This is a genomic window from Alishewanella sp. SMS8 (assembly GCF_030737935.1).
Classification (GTDB): domain Bacteria; phylum Pseudomonadota; class Gammaproteobacteria; order Enterobacterales; family Alteromonadaceae; genus Alishewanella; species Alishewanella maricola.
In genome coordinates this window covers 41,493-59,759 of the sequence record NZ_JAPJEA010000008.1, presented here as the reverse complement: position 1 = coordinate 59,759, position 18,267 = coordinate 41,493, and the positions used below count along the sequence as shown (strand labels likewise).

Annotated in this window: 15 protein-coding genes; 11 read left to right on the top strand and 4 right to left on the bottom strand. The window is 45.9% G+C overall.

What is annotated here, in order from left to right; genetic code table 11:
• Positions 1 to 19 precede the first annotated feature (19 nt).
• Genes prfC through ORJ01_RS15725 form a run of 4 tightly spaced genes read left to right on the top strand, consistent with a single transcriptional unit; the run spans position 20 to position 4,831 of the window.
• Positions 20 to 1,606 (top strand): peptide chain release factor 3, encoded by a 1,587-nt coding sequence (prfC, locus tag ORJ01_RS15740; RefSeq protein WP_226751997.1) that lies wholly within the window; start codon positions 20 to 22, stop codon positions 1,604 to 1,606.
• An 11-nt stretch (positions 1,607 to 1,617) separates the two neighbouring features.
• The gene (argS, locus tag ORJ01_RS15735) at positions 1,618 to 3,357 is read left to right on the top strand and encodes an arginine--tRNA ligase (protein WP_306178853.1); all 1,740 of its coding nucleotides are present in this window, start codon (positions 1,618 to 1,620) and stop codon (positions 3,355 to 3,357) included.
• Position 3,358: 1 nt separating this feature from the next.
• Entirely contained in the window at positions 3,359 to 3,994 is a 636-nt protein-coding gene (gene pdxH / locus ORJ01_RS15730; RefSeq protein WP_306178852.1) for a pyridoxamine 5'-phosphate oxidase, read from the top strand.
• A gap of 27 nt (positions 3,995 to 4,021) precedes the next feature.
• Entirely contained in the window at positions 4,022 to 4,831 is an 810-nt protein-coding gene (locus ORJ01_RS15725; protein WP_306178851.1) for a TatD family hydrolase, read from the top strand.
• A gap of 27 nt (positions 4,832 to 4,858) precedes the next feature.
• Here the strand turns inward: ORJ01_RS15725 and ORJ01_RS15720 are convergent, their stop codons facing one another.
• Positions 4,859 to 5,452 (bottom strand): AhpA/YtjB family protein, encoded by a 594-nt coding sequence (locus ORJ01_RS15720; protein ID WP_306178850.1) that lies wholly within the window; start codon positions 5,450 to 5,452, stop codon positions 4,859 to 4,861.
• An 86-nt stretch (positions 5,453 to 5,538) separates the two neighbouring features.
• Between ORJ01_RS15720 and serB the strand changes: the two genes are divergently transcribed.
• Both serB and ORJ01_RS15710 read left to right on the top strand, forming a co-directional pair.
• Positions 5,539 to 6,552: a phosphoserine phosphatase SerB gene (gene serB / locus ORJ01_RS15715; RefSeq protein ID WP_306178849.1), complete on the top strand. Its 1,014-nt coding sequence runs from the start codon at positions 5,539 to 5,541 to the stop codon at positions 6,550 to 6,552.
• Complete coding sequence (locus ORJ01_RS15710) at positions 6,549 to 7,442, top strand: alpha/beta fold hydrolase (protein WP_306178848.1); 894 nt, start codon at positions 6,549 to 6,551, stop codon at positions 7,440 to 7,442. Before serB ends, ORJ01_RS15710 begins: the two co-directional genes overlap by 4 nt.
• Before the next feature lie 3 nt (positions 7,443 to 7,445).
• On the opposite strand, the gene ORJ01_RS15705 is transcribed toward ORJ01_RS15710, so the two are convergent.
• Positions 7,446 to 9,962 (bottom strand): PilZ domain-containing protein, encoded by a 2,517-nt coding sequence (locus ORJ01_RS15705; protein ID WP_306178847.1) that lies wholly within the window; start codon positions 9,960 to 9,962, stop codon positions 7,446 to 7,448.
• Positions 9,963 to 10,077: 115 nt separating this feature from the next.
• On the opposite strand from ORJ01_RS15705, the gene radA reads away from it, so the two are divergent.
• Complete coding sequence (radA, locus tag ORJ01_RS15700) at positions 10,078 to 11,439, top strand: DNA repair protein RadA (protein ID WP_306178846.1); 1,362 nt, start codon at positions 10,078 to 10,080, stop codon at positions 11,437 to 11,439.
• 65 nt (positions 11,440 to 11,504) lie between these two features.
• Here radA and ORJ01_RS15695 read toward each other — a convergent pair whose 3' ends face one another.
• On the bottom strand, positions 11,505 to 12,257 hold the full coding sequence (locus ORJ01_RS15695; protein WP_226752006.1) for an outer membrane protein assembly factor BamD: 753 nt from the start codon (positions 12,255 to 12,257) through the stop codon (positions 11,505 to 11,507).
• 123 nt (positions 12,258 to 12,380) lie between these two features.
• Here ORJ01_RS15695 and rluD point away from each other — a divergent pair, with 123 nt between their 5' ends.
• The 3 genes from rluD (at position 12,381) to clpB (ending at position 16,823) form a co-directional block, all read left to right on the top strand.
• The gene (gene rluD, locus ORJ01_RS15690) at positions 12,381 to 13,355 is read left to right on the top strand and encodes a 23S rRNA pseudouridine(1911/1915/1917) synthase RluD (RefSeq protein ID WP_306178845.1); all 975 of its coding nucleotides are present in this window, start codon (positions 12,381 to 12,383) and stop codon (positions 13,353 to 13,355) included.
• 25 nt (positions 13,356 to 13,380) lie between these two features.
• A complete protein-coding gene (gene pgeF, locus ORJ01_RS15685) occupies positions 13,381 to 14,139 on the top strand; it encodes a peptidoglycan editing factor PgeF (RefSeq protein ID WP_306178870.1) in 759 nt (252 codons plus the stop codon).
• Positions 14,140 to 14,243: 104 nt separating this feature from the next.
• Positions 14,244 to 16,823: an ATP-dependent chaperone ClpB gene (clpB, locus tag ORJ01_RS15680; protein ID WP_306178844.1), complete on the top strand. Its 2,580-nt coding sequence runs from the start codon at positions 14,244 to 14,246 to the stop codon at positions 16,821 to 16,823.
• Between the two features lie 45 nt (positions 16,824 to 16,868).
• Here the strand turns inward: clpB and ORJ01_RS15675 are convergent, their stop codons facing one another.
• Positions 16,869 to 17,264, bottom strand: coding sequence for a DUF4124 domain-containing protein (locus ORJ01_RS15675; RefSeq protein WP_226752009.1), 396 nt, complete (start codon positions 17,262 to 17,264; stop codon positions 16,869 to 16,871).
• A 64-nt stretch (positions 17,265 to 17,328) separates the two neighbouring features.
• On the opposite strand from ORJ01_RS15675, the gene pssA reads away from it, so the two are divergent.
• Complete coding sequence (pssA, locus tag ORJ01_RS15670) at positions 17,329 to 18,156, top strand: CDP-diacylglycerol--serine O-phosphatidyltransferase (RefSeq protein ID WP_229587928.1); 828 nt, start codon at positions 17,329 to 17,331, stop codon at positions 18,154 to 18,156.
• Positions 18,157 to 18,267: the final 111 nt, after the last annotated feature.

Sequence of the window (18,267 nt, the reverse complement as noted above, 5' to 3'; positions counted from 1 at the left end):
AAATGAAAAGACTTTATTAATGGCAGACCAAAACTTTCTTAACGAAATCAATTCTAGAAGAACTTTTGCAATCATATCTCACCCCGATGCCGGTAAAACGACGATCACTGAAAAAGTGTTGTTGTTCGGACACTTGATCCAAAAAGCCGGTACTGTTAAGGGTAAAAAATCGGGCCAGTTTGCTACTTCAGACTGGATGGAGATGGAAAAAGAGCGCGGTATTTCCGTGACAACTTCCGTCATGCAGTTTCCTTATCATGATTGTTTGGTCAACCTGCTAGACACGCCGGGTCACGAAGATTTCTCCGAAGATACCTATCGTACCTTAACCGCCGTCGATTCCTGTTTAATGGTCATTGATGGTGCTAAAGGGGTTGAAGATCGCACCATCAAACTGATGGAAGTGACACGCCTGCGTGATACGCCGATCGTCACTTTTATGAACAAAATGGATCGGGATATTCGCGATCCGATTGATTTATTGGATGAAGTTGAAAGCGTTTTAAAGATTGCTTGTGCACCTATCACTTGGCCGATTGCTTCAGGTAAAGAATTTAAAGGCGTGTATCACATTTTACGTGACGAGGTCATTTTCTATAAATCGGGCCTCGGGCACACTATTCAAGATGTTGACGTGATCAAAGGCCTCAACAATCCTGAACTGGATAAACGGCTTGGCTATTATGCACAGCAATTGCGCGATGAAATGGAGTTGGTGCAAGGCGCGAGTAACGAGTTTGATCAAGACTTGTTTTTGAAAGGCGAACTGACGCCGGTGTTCTTTGGTACGGCTCTAGGTAACTTCGGTGTGGATCATATGCTGGATGGCTTGACCGAGTGGGCGCCTACGCCGCAACCCCGAGCGACAGACACGCGTACAGTGCAAGCTACGGAAACCGGCTTTAGCGGCTTCGTCTTTAAAATTCAAGCTAACATGGATCCGAAGCATCGAGACCGTGTTGCGTTTATGCGTATCGTGTCAGGTAAGTATGAAAAAGGCATGAAAGTGCGTCATGTACGCATTGGTAAAGACGTTTTGATCCCGCAAGCGTTAACCTTTTTAGCCGGTGATCGCGAGCATTTAGAAGAAGCTTACCCAGGCGATATTATCGGTTTGCATAACCATGGCACCATCAAAATTGGTGACACCTTCACCACCGGTGAAAATATGCAATTTAGCGGTATTCCGAATTTTGCACCGGAGTTATTCCGTCGTATTCGCTTACGTGACCCACTGAAACAAAAGCAGTTGTTGAAAGGCTTAGTTCAGTTAGCGGAAGAGGGCGCTGTGCAAGTGTTTCGTCCGCTGGATAACAATGACCTGATTGTGGGTGCTGTCGGGGTGCTGCAGTTTGATGTGGTCGTGCATCGCTTAAAATCAGAGTACAACGTTGACGCGCTGTACGAGAGTGTGAATGTGAGTACCGCGCGCTGGGTTTACTGCGATGATGCTAAAACACTGCAAGAGTTCCAGAATAAAGCTAGTAATAACTTGGCCTTAGATGGCGGCGATAACCTGACTTATATCGCACCCACGATGGTTAACTTAAACCTCGCTATTGAACGTTATCCGAAAATTAAATTCCTTAAAACCCGCGAGCATTAACAGGTTGCCGTATGAATATTAAACACCTTTTAACTGAGAAAACCCTTGCCGCCTTTCAACAGCTTGGCTTAACCGAAAACGTTAATGCGGCTGTTACGCAAAGCACGCGGCCAGAATTTGGTGATTATCAGATCAATGGCGCTATGGCGGCAGCCAAGTTATTAAAAACCAATCCGCGGCAGCTTGCGCAACAGTTACTAGAGCTGCTCGATATTGCCGACATGGCCGAAAGCGTTGAAATAGCGGGGCCTGGTTTTATCAATGTGAAGTTAGATAAAAACTGGCTTGCATCGCAATTAACGACGGCAGCAACCGACAGCCGTTTGGGCGTTGCGGTGAATCCTACACCGCAAACGGTAGTGGTGGATTATTCTGCGCCTAACTTAGCCAAAGAAATGCACGTTGGCCATTTACGTTCAACCATTATTGGTGATGCGGTTGTACGAACCCTTGAGTTCTGGGGGGACACCGTGATCCGACAGAACCATATGGGCGATTGGGGCACGCAATTTGGTATGCTGATAGCGCATTTAGAAGACAAAATCGCCGCCGGTGTCGATTTAGAAACGGTCGCCTTAGCCGATCTTGAAGATTTCTATCGGGAAGCGAAAAAGCGTTTTGATGATGAAAGCGGTTTTGCGGATAAATCACGTGATTACGTGGTAAAACTACAAAGCGGTGATGCGCATTGCCAAAAACTGTGGCAGATGTTTATTGATACCTCGATTAAACACAGCAACGACGTTTATCAGAAACTGAATGTCACCCTGACGAATGCCGATATCAAACCTGAAAGCGCCTATAACGCCATGTTACAACCGATTGTTGCTGAGTTAGTCGCAAAAGATATCGCGGTTGAAAGCCAAGGTGCTTTGGTGGTGTTTTTGCAAGAATTAGCCGATAAAGAGGGTACCCCTTCACCTTTTATCATTCAAAAAACCGGTGGGGGTTTCTTATATTCGACCACCGATTTAGCCGCGTGTCAGTATCGCAGCCACGAATTAGCCGCCGATCGCATTATTATCTTCACGGATGCACGGCAAGCTCTGCACTTTAAACAAGTCGAATTAGTGGCACGCAAGGCCGGTTATTTAGCCGAGCGCACAGCCTACGATCACTGCCCGTTCGGCACCATGATGGGTGAAGATGGTAAACCCTTTAAAACGCGTACTGGCGGCACAGTAAAGCTGGCTGAACTCCTGGAAGAAGCGGTAGTTCGCGCCAATGCGGTATTGCAAGATAAAGTGACCGATTTATCAGCAACTGAGATGGCTGAGATCGCCCGTAAGGTTGGCATTGGGGCGGTAAAATATGCGGATTTATCGAAAAACCGTACCAGTGACTATATTTTTAGCTGGGATGCAATGCTCAGCTTTGAAGGCGCTACCGCACCTTACTTACAATATGCCTATACTCGGGTACGCAGTATTTTACGCAAAGCTGAGGTTGCGGCTGATTTTCATGCTGAAATTGTGATTGGCGCCGATCAGGAAAAATTGTTAGCTGTTAAATTATTGCGTTTTGAAGAAACCTTACAGCAAGTGATGAAGGAAGCTCAGCCGAATTTACTGTGTAATTACTTGTATGAACTGGCCAGTTTATACATGACGTTCTATGAAGCCTGTCCTATTCTAAAAGAAGGTGTTGAACCAGCAACGCGTGACAGCCGTTTAATGCTGAGTATTTTTAGCGCCAAGTTATTACACAAAGGCTTGGACCTTCTGGGTATTGAAGTAATGGAACGGATGTAACATGAAAATCGACGCGATTCGCCGCAGCTACACCAAAGATAAATTGGATCTCGACCAGCTCGATGCCGATCCCATTGTGCAATTTGAACAATGGTTAAAAGATGCGGTGGCGGCAGAATTGCCCGATCCGACCGCCATGTGTGTAGCGAGCGTCGACGCTGAGGGCCAGCCGTCACAGCGGCTGGTATTGTTAAAAGATCTGAACCCGAGCGGCTTTACCTTTTACACTAACCTTGGCAGCCGTAAGGCTACCGAGTTAGCAGCTAATCCGAAAGTTTGCTTACATTTTCCGTGGCATCCTCTCGAGCGCCAAGTGATCGTTTATGGCACGGCAGAACGCGTGCCTACCAGTCAGGTAATGAAGTATTTCTTATCACGACCCAAAGAAAGTCAGTTGGCCGCTTGGGCATCTGAGCAAAGTCGGCCGGTGTCAACGCGTTTGGCACTGATGCAGAAATTTGCGGAAATCAAAGAGAAATTTTCGCATGGTGATGTGTCGTTACCCGATTTTTGGGGCGGCTTTTTAGTCCGTCCTTATCAAATTGAATTTTGGCAAGGCGGTGAGCATCGCTTACATGATCGCTTTATGTATCGGCAAACGGATTTTGGCTGGCAAATTGAGCGGCTGTGCCCTTAACGCGGCAGTAAAAAAGGACTCGCGCGAGTGAATAACCCCCAAATAACAACTCGCTCGATGCATTACCCGCTATTCGACACCCATTGTCATCTTGACTTACCCGAGCTCTGGCCTGCATGGCCAGAGCATTGGCGCCTAGCACAGCAAGCTGGGGTGCAGGCCTTGTTAATTCCAGCAGTGGCCAAAGAAAATTGGCCGCATTTACTGAAGCTGTGTCAAACCAACCCGCAATTTTATCTTGCTTTGGGTATCCATCCTTGGTGGGCCATTAAACATCACTTAGCGGATATTGATTTGTTGGCGTTGCAGTTGCAACAGCCAGAGGTATCGGTGCAGGCCATCGGTGAAATTGGCCTTGATTTCGCGTTAGATGCGGACAGTTTTGTCATACAGCAGCAATTGTTTGCAGCACAATTAGCGTTAGCCAAACGGCATAAATTACCGGTGATCTTGCACCATCGTAAAAGTCAGCCAGCGTTATTAGCGGAAATTAAACGTCAGCAGTTTAGTGAAGGCGGCATTTTGCATGCGTTTTCAGGAAGTCAGCAACAAGCGCACGCTTTTATCGATGTGGGGTTCAAATTAGGTATCGGTGGCACTATTACCTATAGCCGAGCGGAAAAAACACGGAATGCGGTCAGTAAATTACCGCTGTCGGCTTTAGTTTTAGAGACCGATGCACCCGCTATGCCGCTAAGCGGTTTTCAAGGGCAGGTCAATACGCCAGCGCAGTTAGCACAGGTGTTTGACGCTTTATGTCAATTAAGAGATGAATCCCCACCGCAGCTCGCTGCGGCGTTGTGGCAAAATAGTCGTCAGGTCTTGCGACTGAGTTAACCGGCGAAAAGGTTTAGGTAAAGAGTATTAGGCTTGGGGAGTAGGTGGTTTGCGATAGCGCTGACTTAACTGACTAACGTTGCGTTTCAGTAACATGCCCACCGCGCCAGTAAGTAGCAGCAGACCTAAGATTTGTTGCATTAACTGCTGCCAAGAATGATAGCCCGGAAACAACTTTTCATCCTGCAATAAACTTAATTTGATATAGCCAAGCAATTCGTTGTTCACTCGAATTTCTTCTACCATCGGGATTAATGCTAAAGGCTGGTCGGGGCGATACAGTAAGCGTGCGGCAGAATTCGCTTCTGACCAACTGATCCTGACGCCATTCGCATCATAAACCACGACATCATGTAAGAACGGATTTTCAGCAATATGTTGAGTTAATTGCGACAAGCCTTCCAATTCGTCATTTTCTAATAAATAACCGGCGGTGTAAGACATGGCAATTAAGGTTTCACGCATCAGCAGTTTATTTTGTTGCATCAACAGTTGCTGACCTTCAGTGCGTGCTGCGCCCCAGCTATGCAAAATAAACCAAATACCTAATACGGCTAATGCCAGTTGTAATAAGGTAATAAAGCTTGAATATCGATGACCTGATAGGCTATGGTGCTGCATATTTTTAATCGCTAAATGACGTCGGCAGGTCGCTGCCTAAAGTGTTGTAGCATGCCATGGTCATTCAGTTAAGTATAGGGCAGAGCGTGTCGAATTTTTCTAAAGTATTAGCTCCGTTTAATCGTGAGCTAAAGTCGATGTTAACTGAAGCGCAGCAGCCGTTGTGTTTAGAATGGCGAGCAGGGCAAATTCAGAGTGTGGCAACGGCTGATAGCGCTGCCAGTGGCCCAGTATTAATTTACTTTGGTGGCGAGCAGAGTTTGAGCCAACTTGAGCAGATTTTAGCTGCGCTGGCATTACCTTCTATGTTACTAACCGTCAGTGTCAATCAACCGCTTGCTAGCTTACCGGCCGGCCTGTTGTTGCAAAGCCCCGCACTGGCGCAACCTGAACAAGCGCGATTAAACCAGATCGCAGCAGCGCTAGATTGCCAGCTGGTATTTTTAGCAACGCGTCCAGCGTTATCGCAGCCCGGTTTATTACTGATGGATATGGACTCGACGGCCATTGAAATTGAATGTATCGACGAGATTGCTAAGTTAGCCGGTGTAGGTGAACAGGTGGCCGCCGTTACTGCCAGAGCAATGAACGGTGAGCTGGATTTTGCTCAAAGCTTGCAACAACGGGTGGCGGCATTAGCCGGTGCGCCTGAATCAGTGCTGCAGCAAGTATTAGATAAGTTGCCGTTAATGCCAGGGCTAACCGAGTTGGTGGCAACGTTACAGCGTCATCATTGGCAGGTGGCTATTGCCTCCGGCGGTTTTACCTATTTTACTGATGCCCTAAAGCAGCAACTGGGCTTAACGGCAACCTTTGCTAATCAATTAGAGATTGTTGAGGGTAAGTTAACGGGTAAGGTGTTAGGACCCATTGTTGATGCAGAGCGTAAAGCGGCTGTTGTCGGCGAGTTAGCTGCGCAGTATCGCATTCCACTGGCTCAAACCATCGCCATAGGGGATGGCGCTAATGACTTATTCATGTTGCAACAAGCTGGCTTAGGTGTAGCGTTTCATGCGAAACCCAAGGTGCAGGCGGCGGCCAAAGCGGCGATAACTTCCGGCAGCTTATTGCAGCTATTGTATTTGGTTGAACCCGCGTGAAGCATCAACAACATTCGTTGTTTGTTGATTTAAAAGACTATCATCTGCATGTTAGGCAATTAACACCGCTGCACGGTTCACTTGCGCCGGTGTTGTATTTGCACGGTGCAATTGAGAATGGGCGGATTTTTTACAGCCATTCAGGTAAAGGCCTTGCCAGCTTCTTAGCCGATCAGGGGTTTATTGGTTATGCCGTCGATTTTGCTGGTCGTGGTTTATCGCAACCCTCGCTGGCTGATGGTTTGCAGCAAAATCAGCAACAATTAATTTGTCATGATATTCCGCGCTTAATCGAGCATTTTTACGACTTACATCAACAGCCCTTAATCTTGATGTGTCATTCGTGGGGCGGCGTGTTGGCGGCGGCAAGTTTAGCCCGTTATCCGCATTTACTGCAGAAAGTTAAAGCCAAGGTTTGTTTTGGCACCAAACGCGTGATCAGTGTGCGATCGTTAGCAAAATGGCTGAAAATCGATATGGTATGGAATAGTCTTGCCCCTTGGTTAAGTCGGCAGCCTGGTTATTTACCTGCTAAACGCTGGCGTTTAGGGGCAGATGATGAGCCGCGACAATTTTTGTTGGATACCATTCGTTGGATCAAAGGTGCTCCGTTTAAAGATTGCACGGATGGTTTTGATTATCAGCAAGCTTGTCAGCAAGCGATGTGGCCAGCCATTTGGCATTTTGCCGCCGAGCATGATCGTGTGCTCGGTCACCCGAAGGATGTACAGGCTTTTATTGCAGAATGCGCTCAGCGTGAAGCGAAATTCAGTTTATTGGGGAAAACGCAGGGTTATTCGCAAAACTATGATCATATTTCTATGTTGACGCATCCCGCTGCAGCAACGGAGCATTTTCAAGAGCTCACGCTATGGCTAAAGAGCTTATAATGGCTATTTATCGCGCGCTAAGATAGCCATGCGTGCTTGCTGTTGAGCGGTGCAGGCAGCCGCATTATAACGAGCAACGATCTCTGCAGAGGTTTCTACACCATCAGCTACCCCTTCGACATGCCACAACTCTTCCTCTAACGTTTTTGCTTTGTGTATAGCATAAACACTGATATAGCCAATCTCCTTCGCGATATATTCTGAGTCAAGCTTACCGGTACGAGAAACATAGAGTTTAAAACTAAACAGTACATGATGTTCAATAGCATCTAAAATAAAGATTTGCAGATCTTCCGCTTGCTTAAACTCAAAATCATAATGGCTACTGAACTCCAGTTGACCATTGTCTAACGGGGTAACCCGAATATACAACTCAAATTGTTTTGACGGATCATGTCGCTTCATTTGCTTTAAAAAATGTGCGACTTCTTGCGTTAGCACGTGCTCTTTCGTCAATAAACTAAAGTCTAAGCTTTTGCTGCTCTGTTGCGACAGTTGCAGCAACTTATGAATTGCATTGGGCTGGGCGCCACGGCCTAACACATTTACGTCATGGCGTAGGCCTTTGCGATGAATAAAAACCGCAAAGTTATTCAGCGTTTTAACATACATATTGCGCAGTGCATCTGATAAGCCAGGGTACTTCGGTGTTTCTTCGGCCACAGTTAATTTGCTGCGGTTACTTTGAATTAACTGCTGAAAAAACGCCTTACCAACATGATAATCGGTTTGAGCAATTTTCAAATTCATAATGGTGCGGCTTTTACTTACTGCCATTACTTCGTAAGGTAAGCCCGATAATTGATGTTTGTTCGTGATTTTTTGTAGATCGGGTAATTCAAAGAGCAGTATATCGCCTTTTTGAAAATCGACAGGTTGGCTAAATTCAATTTGTAGGCCGCCAGTGGAAAAGTCTCGGCTAAAACTGCTGATGGGGGCTTGCTCTGGTTTGTTTCTTACCAGCACCGTGGTTTTATACAAATAACGCGACTCGGCACGTAAATTAATATAATGAATAGCTATCGCTTCACAGGGTTTGGCTTGCAGGGCTTTACTTAATCCAAATTTATTTAAGGCCGCTAATTTATCAGTTTGGTAAGTATAGGCCGAGTAATAACGCCGATGTTCAGCCGAACTGATTTCAGTGAGTGCGGCAATATAATGCATGTCTTTGAGCATACCCGCGATCAAGGGGAACGGTTTTTGCGTGTTGACCGCGCCGGGTATGGCAAATTCATTAATACTTTGGCTTACGTGAGTTTTTAATAAATTAAGATGGAATACACGCCAACTGGGCTTGCCAGCGCCAAACCCAAAAAACATCTCACGCAAAGCGGTTGATTCGGCAAGTTCAAGATCCGTCGCAGCATAAAAATACAATTTGCCTTTTGCTGCGTGAGTAAAGCAATACAAGATACTGGAGCGTTCGGTTGAGGTCTGGCTCAGCAGCAGTTTTAGCCGCTTTGCAGATAGTACATGGCTTAATACTGAGAGTTGCTGTTCATCCAAAAAATAATGCCAAACACTTTTGTTGTAATCACTGGTGAGGCAAAAACGGCTACTGACTTGGCCATCAACAACAGATAAATAAACCGGTAAAGTATTAATTCGCGGCAAATAGTATTGTTCATAACCCTTGGTAATGACGGCGTCGGTGGTGTTATCTAAATTCACCTTGTAGCGGCGTTTATTACCGTGAATAAAACTCTGTAAAAATTGATTAAACGAGCCTTCTTGTTCTGGATTCAAGCGCTTTAATCGCAAATAGTTATATTTATCCTGCTCATCCACTTCTAAAACTTGATAAGTTAAACCCTTAGGCAAATTCAAGGTGAATTCTTTTTCTAAACCACGCAAAGCCAAATTGAGGGTGTCCCCCACAACAATTTGCCGCCCCGCTGGTATTTTTAATTTACAACCACCAACAGACAGATCCGTGGTCATGGCACTAAAACGCTGATCCGCATGGCGGACTTCTACTTCAATGCCATAATTCATGCGCTCTTCACAGCGGCTGATATAATAGCCAAACTGCACTAATTTATTCGGGTTGTTGGTTTCTTCTTCTGGCTCGGTATTTTCTTGCGTGTTTGTGGGGTCGGGCAGCTGCAAACCATTACGGCGTTGCGCTAATGCATTACGAACGCGCTCTTCGGTTTCTTTACGATGACGAACCCGAAAGTTATTGTCAGCGTTCATGACTTCTTCGTAGACGCCAATAGTGTATTGACCGTAATCGTTAACGCCGTTTTCAAAGATCTGCCGTGCGGTATCATCTAGGTGATGGGTTTTGCCTAAATAGACAAAAGGTTTAACATCACCATCAACATGGCCGCGTAAATCAATGTAATAGTTGCAAGGCTGAGCAAGACGCTTCAGTTCCATTTTTAATAAAAACTGTTTTGACTTAGGCAGGCTAGCAGACAGACTAGCGAAAGTCTGCTCAAACTCGGGTGAGTTGATCAGTCCTTTCATCCTTTCAATAATGCCAGATTGCTCTTTAAAGTCGGTTGCAGTCATAGTCAGCTGATTCAGTTGCCAAAATTTTGGCAGCTTAGGGTTATAATGAGATTAAGCTACGTTGTTCTATTTCGAAAAGCAATATCTGTGCCTTTTATTCAAATTAGGAAAGATCATGGCAAAAACAAAAACCGCCTACGTATGTAATGAATGTGGTGCCGATTTTATGCGCTGGCAAGGTCAGTGTTCTGAATGCTCGGCTTGGAACTGTATTACTGAAGTAAGACTAGGAGCCGTAAAAACGAAAAATACTCGGCTGGATGGTTATGCCGGTACCACAGTCGCTAAAGTGATGCGGCTTGATGAAGTCGATCTGCAAGAAGTACCACGCTTTAGTACTGGCTTTGTTGAGTTTGACCGCGTGTTAGGCGGCGGTATTGTGCCGGGCTCTGCTATTTTAATCGGTGGGCATCCAGGTGCTGGTAAAAGTACCTTATTACTACAAATGATGTGTGGCTTAGCTGAACAGGGTGGAGCCTTGTACGTCACGGGGGAAGAATCTTTACAGCAGGTGGCGATGCGCGCTCAGCGCTTAGGTTTACCAATGGGCACGTTAAAAATGCTGGCAGAGACCAATGTCGAAACGATTTGCCAATTAGCGCAGCAAGAAAAGCCCCGCATTATGGTTATCGACTCCATCCAAGTGATGCATTTAGCTGATGTGCAATCGGCCCCTGGAAGTGTGTCGCAGGTTCGAGAAAGTGCGGCCTTTTTAACACGCTTTGCCAAGCAGTATCACATCGCCATTATTATGGTGGGCCATGTCACAAAAGATGGCTCGCTGGCTGGCCCTAAGGTACTTGAGCATTGTATTGACTGCTCGGTGATGCTCGATGGCGATACTGATAGCCGCTATCGCACTATGCGTGGCCATAAAAATCGTTTTGGCCCGGTAAATGAGCTAGGCGTCTTTGCCATGACCGGTCAGGGCATGAAAGAAGTGAAAAATCCTTCGGCTATTTTTTTAACGCGCGGCAAAGAAGATCAATCAGGCAGTATTGTGATGGTGCTTTGGGAAGGAACGCGGCCATTATTAGTCGAGATCCAAGGGTTAGTCGATTATTCACCGCTGAATAATCCAAGACGCGTGACTTTGGGTATGGAGCAAAACCGTATTTCTATGTTATTGGCCGTTATGCATCGCCACGGTGGTTTGCAAATGGCCGATCAAGATGTGTTTGTCAATGTCGTCGGCGGCGTTAAGGTCAACGAAACGAGTGCTGATTTAGCGACCTTGCTGGCCTTGGTATCGAGTTTTCGTGATAAACCCTTGCCCAATGATTTGGTCGTATTCGGTGAAGTCGGCTTGGCGGGTGAAATTAGGCCGGTACCGAGTGGGCAAGAACGTTTACGTGAAGCGGCCAAACATGGTTTTCGTCGCGCTATTGTGCCGATAGCGAATGCGCCCAAAGAGCCGATTGAGGGTATGCAGGTCATCGGTGTGAGTAAGTTAGCGGAAGCGTTAGAAGCCATTTAGCCCATCGGTAGGGGCATAAAAAACACCTCCGTCGTAGCGGAGGTGTTAATGTCTTGAGATTTCAGTTATTTGATGCTGCTATTTTGCGGGAAGTTAAGGCGTAATACTTGTTCCGCATCTTGCTTTAACTTATCTAAACCCAAGCGGCCATAGCTTTCTACCATAATTTCGAGAGCTTGTTCTACTTGTGGTACATCACGGTAAAACTCTAGCACATATTTACCACGGTTCGCTGCAGCGAGATAAGCACCACGGCGCATGTAGTAATCGGCAACGATTAATTCATGCTGGGCCAATTTGTTTTTAATCACCAACATGCGATTACGCGCTTCATCGGCATATTTGCTGTTTGGAAAGCTATTTAATAAAATTTTAAAATCATCAAACGCTTGACGGGTGCTGCTTAAATCACGGTCGGCGCGCTCTATATCAAAAAACTCTTGAAACGCATTTTCATCGGCTTTTAAGTTGGTCAGGCCCCGCATGTAATAGACATAATCTAAATCAGGCTGGTTGGGGTTTAACCGAATAAAGCGGTCAATGCTGGCTAACGCTTGTGGAATATCGCCAGCTTGATGATGGGCATAAATTAAGTCGAGTTGTACTTGTTTAGCTAATGGGCCGAACGGATAGCGACTCTCTACCCCTTTGAGTAATTCAATGGCTCGGTTATAAAGGCCCGCATCCAAGACTTCTTTGGCTTGTTGATACATGCCTTGAGCCGTTTGTGTGGCAGTCATTTGCTGTGGTTTGGGTTTGCCAGCACAGGCCGTTAGGGCGATTGACATCAAAACTATCAGTATAAATTTCAATTTCATGTAAAAATCCGTTACTACTTAAGCTAAATGGCTGTCTAGTCCAGCGTAAAATCGTTAAAATAGGCGCTAATGCGATTCTACCCCAGATATCGAGGGGTTGCACACAGGATAACTGCTTCCGTCATGACAAAACAGATAAAACTTTCACAAATCGTTCCTGACCATCTTTTTGGTAAACGCTTAGATCAGGTTTTAGCCGAAATGTTCCCTGATTATTCACGTTCACGTATAAAAGAGTGGATTTTGGCTGATGCTGTGCAAGTTGAACAGCAAATTTGCAATACGCCAAGACAGAAGATGTTCGGAGGTGAGCAGATTGATATTACAGCCGATTTGCCTGAAGACGAACGCTTTTTGGCCGAGCCCATTGCTTTAGATGTGGTTTTTGAAGATGAACATATTTTAGTAATCAATAAACCTGCGGGTTTAGTGGTTCACCCTGGTGCTGGTAATGCGGATGGCACCTTATTAAATGCTTTATTGCATCATTGCCCAGGTATTGGTGAAGTGCCGCGCGCAGGAATTGTGCATCGCCTTGATAAAGACACCACTGGTTTAATGGTGGTTGCCAAGACCATTCCGGCACAAACGCATTTAGTTGAAGCCATGCAAGCCCGTGAAATTACCCGTGAATATGAAGCGGTTTGTTACGGTGCCATGACCGGAGGTGGCTCGGTTAATCGTCCTATTGGCCGGCATCCAACCAAAAGAACTTTGATGGCGGTGCTTGAAAGCGGTAAGCCTGCTGTCACGCATTACCGGGTAATGGAGAAGTATCGTGCTCATACTAGGTTACGTCTGCGCTTAGAAACTGGCAGAACGCATCAAATTCGTGTGCATATGACGTTTATCAGTCATCCTTTAGTGGGCGATCCGGTGTATGGGGGGCGGCCACGTCCCCCGCGTCAGGCAGCTGAAAGCTTATTGGTGTTTATGCGTAATTTCCGCCGCCAGGCGTTGCATGCGATCATGCTTAAACTGGCACATCCCATCACCGGCCAAATTTTGGAATGGCATGCGCCTTTACCGGATGACATGGTGCAACTGAATGCCGCTTTACGTGCTGATACCGCTCAGCATGGCTTGGATTTTGTGTAATGCGCAATGTAAGCATTAAATGCCAATGACGCCTTTGTTACTCAAACCAACATGGCCTGCACCTTCTAATGTGCAGGCGGTTAGCTCAACTCGCTTCGGTGGTTATTCGCAGGGTGTGTTTCAGGGGTTAAATTTAGGCTTACATGTTGGGGACGATGCGGCTACGGTTGCTCGAAACCGCTCGTTGTTTCAACAGCAAGCGGCTATGCCCGTAGAGCCTTGTTGGCTTGATCAAGTTCATAGCAATAAAGTATGGCACTTAACCGAGAGCACTGCCGTGCTAAATGCGGCATTGCCTCAAGCCGATGCAGCGTTTAGCCAGCAAGCTGGGCAAGTTTGTGTTGTCATGACAGCAGATTGCTTGCCGTTATTAGTATGCAATAACGCAGGCTCTGAGGTGGCCGCCATTCATGCGGGCTGGCGCGGTTTAGCATCGGGGGTGATTGAGCATACCTTACAACAGTTTCAGGCAAAGCCTAGTGAGCTACTGGTGTGGTTAGGCCCTGCCATTGGCCCCAAGCACTTTGAAGTGGGTGCTGAGGTGCGCCAAGCCTTTGTACAGCAAAATGTGCTGGCCGCTAGCGCTTTTAAACCCTTAGGCAAAGAAAAATATCTGGCTGACTTATATCTGCTGGCACGACTGCGGCTGCAGGCTTATGGTGTCTCTGCTATTTTTGGTGGCGACTATTGCACTTATCATGACACTGCGCAGTTCTATTCATACCGTCGTGATGGCCAAACGGGTCGGATGGCCAGTGCCATTTGGCTCAGTCATTCATCATAAAACTGATCGAAGTCAATTTTTTGACGTTTATTGCTTGAAAATTCCACAATCTAGCCCAATCTTAATATGCAGCAACCCATACTTATGCCTGCAGGAGCTAGACCATGCGCTTAGATAAATTTACCAGTAAATTCCAAGAAGCTATCGCTGATGCCCAATCGTTAGCGGTAGGGCGCGATCAACAATTTATTGAACCCGTGCACATTATGTTTGCTCTTCTCAACCAAGAAGGCGGCACGGTGCGAGAGTTGTTGAATAAACTGGCGATTAACTTTAATGAACTCCGCTCAAAAGTAAGCCAAAGTATTGAGCGATTACCTCGTGTAGAAGGTGATGCCAGTAATTTGCAGTTGGCCAGTACCACCGCGCAGTTATTACAACAATGCGATAAATTGGCGCAGCAACGCAAAGATCAGTTTATTTCCAGTGAGTTATTTGTGTTAGCCGCCACCGAAGATAAGTCTGAGTTGGGGCGTATTTTAAAATTACTCGGTGTCACCAAAGACAACGTGGTATCGGCTATTGAACAAATCCGCGGTGGCCAAAAAGTTGAAGATGCTAACGCTGAAGATACTCGTCAAGCGTTAACTAAATATACGGTAGATTTAACAGCGCGAGCCGAAGCCGGCAAATTAGATCCGGTAATTGGCCGTGATGAAGAAATCCGTCGGTGTATTCAAGTATTACAGCGTCGCACCAAGAATAACCCTGTGTTAATTGGTGAGCCGGGCGTGGGTAAAACCGCCATTGTTGAAGGGCTGGCGCAGCGTATTATCAATAAAGAAGTACCGGAAGGGCTTAAAGATAAGCGCGTATTGTCTTTGGATATGGGCTCTTTATTAGCGGGTGCGAAATACCGTGGCGAATTTGAAGAGCGTTTAAAAGCCGTATTGGCTGATGTGTCGAAAGAAGAAGGCCAGATCATATTATTTATTGATGAAATTCATACCATGGTTGGCGCCGGTAAAGCCGATGGTGCAATGGATGCGGGTAATATGTTAAAGCCTGCGTTAGCGCGTGGTGAATTACATTGTCTTGGCGCAACCACCTTAGATGAATACCGTAAATATATTGAGAAAGATGCCGCTTTAGAGCGTCGTTTCCAAAAGGTTCTGGTGGATGAGCCGTCAGTGGAAGATACCATCGCTATCTTACGTGGTTTAAAAGAGCGTTATGAATTGCACCATGCGGTAGAGATTACCGATCCAGCGATTGTCGCCGCGGCGACCTTATCACATCGTTATGTGAGTGATCGGCAACTTCCCGATAAAGCTATCGACTTGATCGATGAAGCCGCATCAAGCATCCGTATGCAGATGGACTCAAAGCCAGAAGAGTTAGATCGGTTAGAGCGGCGTATTATTCAATTAAAACTCGAAGATAATGCTTTAGCCAAAGAAACCGATGAGGCCAGTAAAAAACGTCGGGAATCTATTCAAGAGCAAATTCGAGAATTAGACATCAGCTACAAGGAGTTAGATGAGATCTGGGTGTCTGAAAAAGCCGCATTGCAAGGTACACAGCATATCAAATCAGAGTTGGAGCAGGCGCGCTTAGACCTAGAAGTTGCTCGTCGTGCCAGTGATTTGCAGCGGATGTCAGAGCTGCAATATGGTCGCATCCCTGAGCTTGAGAAAAAACTGGATCTCGCATCGCAAGCCGAAATGCAAGAAATGACCTTGTTGCGAAATCGGGTAACCGAGCATGAAATTGCCGATGTATTATCAAAAGCAACGGGGATCCCGGTAAGTAAAATGCTGGAAGGCGAGCGCGACAAACTGCTGCAAATGGAAAGCGCCTTACATCAAAGTGTTGTGGGGCAGCATGAAGCGATAGCGGCTGTCGCCAATGCTATTCGCCGTTCACGAGCCGGTTTGTCGGATCCGAATAAACCGATTGGCTCTTTCTTATTCTTAGGCCCGACAGGGGTCGGTAAAACGGAATTAACAAAATCTCTTGCACGTTTTTTATTCGACAGTCCCGATGCGATGGTACGTATCGACATGTCTGAATTTATGGAAAAACATGCGGTATCACGTTTAGTGGGTGCACCGCCAGGGTATGTCGGTTATGAAGAGGGCGGCTATTTAACCGAGGCGGTAAGGCGTAAACCCTATTCGGTTATTTTGCTTGATGAAGTTGAGAAAGCCCATCCCGATGTGTTTAATATTCTATTGCAGGTGTTAGATGACGGCCGTTTAACCGATGGGCAGGGCCGCACTGTCGACTTTAAAAATACGGTCATTATCATGACTTCAAACTTGGGTTCTGATCTTATTCAAGAACACCATAAAGAATACAGTTATGAACAGATGAAAGAAATGTTGATGGGCGTGTTGGCAAAACAATTTCGGCCAGAGTTTTTAAATCGACTGGATGAAGCTGTGGTGTTTCACCCTCTAGATAATAAACAAATTCAACAAATTGCTAAAATTCAGTTGGATCGTTTGGCTGAACGTTTGCAGCAACGCGACTATCTGCTAGAGGTTAGCGAAGCTGCGTTACAAAAATTGGCTGAAGTGGGTTTTGATCCTCTGTTTGGTGCACGGCCATTGAAACGTGCTATTCAGCAACATTTGGAGAATCGTCTAGCTCAAGCGTTACTGCAAGGTGATTTTTTACCGGGTTGCACCGTGGTTATTGACCATAACGGGGAAACTTTTACCATGCATAGCCATCGCTAGAATGCATCATAACCCCTGTATCATATCGAACAAGGGTTAATATGATTAAGGCGTTGGGGCACAACGCCTTTTTATTTCAAAATTGACGAGCATTGTTTGTTGCTCGCGCTCCATTTCTGTTAGTAAACGAAGTTCGTTTTTGTTTGCATCCTGAGTGAACAACTCTTGGCCACTGCGCAATAACAGTAATTGTTCTTGTGCCTTTTGACAAAGCATAGGATCAAGTTCTGAACTCACTGGGTTACCCTGTGAGTCTCGCACCGACGATCGTGAGGCGGCATTAGTACGAACGGTGACCAACTGGTAATTGCCTTCACGTGGTGGTTGCTGACCAAAATGTGTTACACCTCGAGCGTCTTGCCAGCTATAAACCGTTTGTGCCATTGCTGTATTACTAGTCAAACTGACCAGAAACATAAAAATAAGACTCGCTTTTGCCATGGTTCTATCCATGTTATGTTATGTCCCTTATAATCAGTATATTCTCTTTTTCAGAAGTTGCCCTATGACAGATCTAAAAAACAATGAACATGGCCCGCGCAAAGGGATCTATTTATTACCTAACCTGCTTACAACTGCAGGATTGTTCTCTGGTTTCTTTGCCATCGTATCATCAATGAATGGCAGATTTGAAGCGGCAGCGGTCGCTATTTTCATCGCTATGGTTTTTGATGGCTTAGATGGACGAGTTGCACGCCTAACCAATACTCAAAGTGAGTTCGGTGCGCAGTACGATAGTATGTCTGATTTACTGGCGTTTGGTGTCGCTCCAGCTTTAGTAGCCTACAACTGGGCGTTAGCTGATTTAGGTAAGTTTGGTTGGCTTGCGGCCTTTATTTACGTAGCTTGTGCTGCATTACGTTTAGCGCGATTTAATGCCAACTTAGGCGTGACCGATGGTCGTTTCTTCCAAGGTTTAGCCAGCCCCGCTGCTGCTGCGTTAGTAGCCGGCATGGTATGGAATGGTGCAACCTATGAAATTGATGGTGATAAATTTGGCTATGTTGTCGGCCTCATTACCATCGCTTGCGGTTTTCTTATGGTGAGTAATTTCCGCTTTAATTCTTTTAAAAACCTAAATTGGCGTGATCGCGTTTCGTTTTTAACCATATTGTTAGTGGTTGTCATCTTTGTCGTGATTGCGGCTAAACCAGCACAAATGTTGTTTTTGATTTTCTTGGTCTATGCCTGTTCAGGCCCTATAACCACCTTTAGAAGTGTGCGCAAATTAAAATTAGAGCACGTAGTAGGTGACTCTGATGACGCTGACTTTTTAGATGAACAAAAAACCAACAGCGAACCAACCAGCACTGAGCAGAAAAAGCCAGAATAAGTATGTCGAGACATTTTAGGGCAATGATGAGTTTCGTTGTTCTTTATTTAGCAAGGCATGGTTGAGTTTTAATCCATATCCCCCAAAATCTGGGGGATATTTAGTTTATTA

Bases quoted from the DNA above. Each gene is read 5' to 3' on its own strand.
- ORJ01_RS15695 (WP_226752006.1), bottom strand. From the start codon at position 12,257: ATGAAATTGAAATTTATACTGATAGTTTTGATGTCAATCGCCCTAACG.
- pssA (WP_229587928.1), top strand. From the start codon at position 17,329: ATGACAGATCTAAAAAACAATGAACATGGCCCGCGCAAAGGGATCTAT.
- argS (WP_306178853.1), top strand. From the start codon at position 1,618: ATGAATATTAAACACCTTTTAACTGAGAAAACCCTTGCCGCCTTTCAA.
- prfC (WP_226751997.1), top strand. From the start codon at position 20: ATGGCAGACCAAAACTTTCTTAACGAAATCAATTCTAGAAGAACTTTT.
- clpB (WP_306178844.1), top strand. From the start codon at position 14,244: ATGCGCTTAGATAAATTTACCAGTAAATTCCAAGAAGCTATCGCTGAT.
- rluD (WP_306178845.1), top strand. From the start codon at position 12,381: ATGACAAAACAGATAAAACTTTCACAAATCGTTCCTGACCATCTTTTT.
- ORJ01_RS15675 (WP_226752009.1), bottom strand. From the start codon at position 17,264: ATGGCAAAAGCGAGTCTTATTTTTATGTTTCTGGTCAGTTTGACTAGT.
- ORJ01_RS15720 (WP_306178850.1), bottom strand. From the start codon at position 5,452: ATGCAGCACCATAGCCTATCAGGTCATCGATATTCAAGCTTTATTACC.
- pgeF (WP_306178870.1), top strand. From the start codon at position 13,381: ATGACGCCTTTGTTACTCAAACCAACATGGCCTGCACCTTCTAATGTG.
- ORJ01_RS15705 (WP_306178847.1), bottom strand. From the start codon at position 9,962: ATGACTGCAACCGACTTTAAAGAGCAATCTGGCATTATTGAAAGGATG.
- radA (WP_306178846.1), top strand. From the start codon at position 10,078: ATGGCAAAAACAAAAACCGCCTACGTATGTAATGAATGTGGTGCCGAT.
- pdxH (WP_306178852.1), top strand. From the start codon at position 3,359: ATGAAAATCGACGCGATTCGCCGCAGCTACACCAAAGATAAATTGGAT.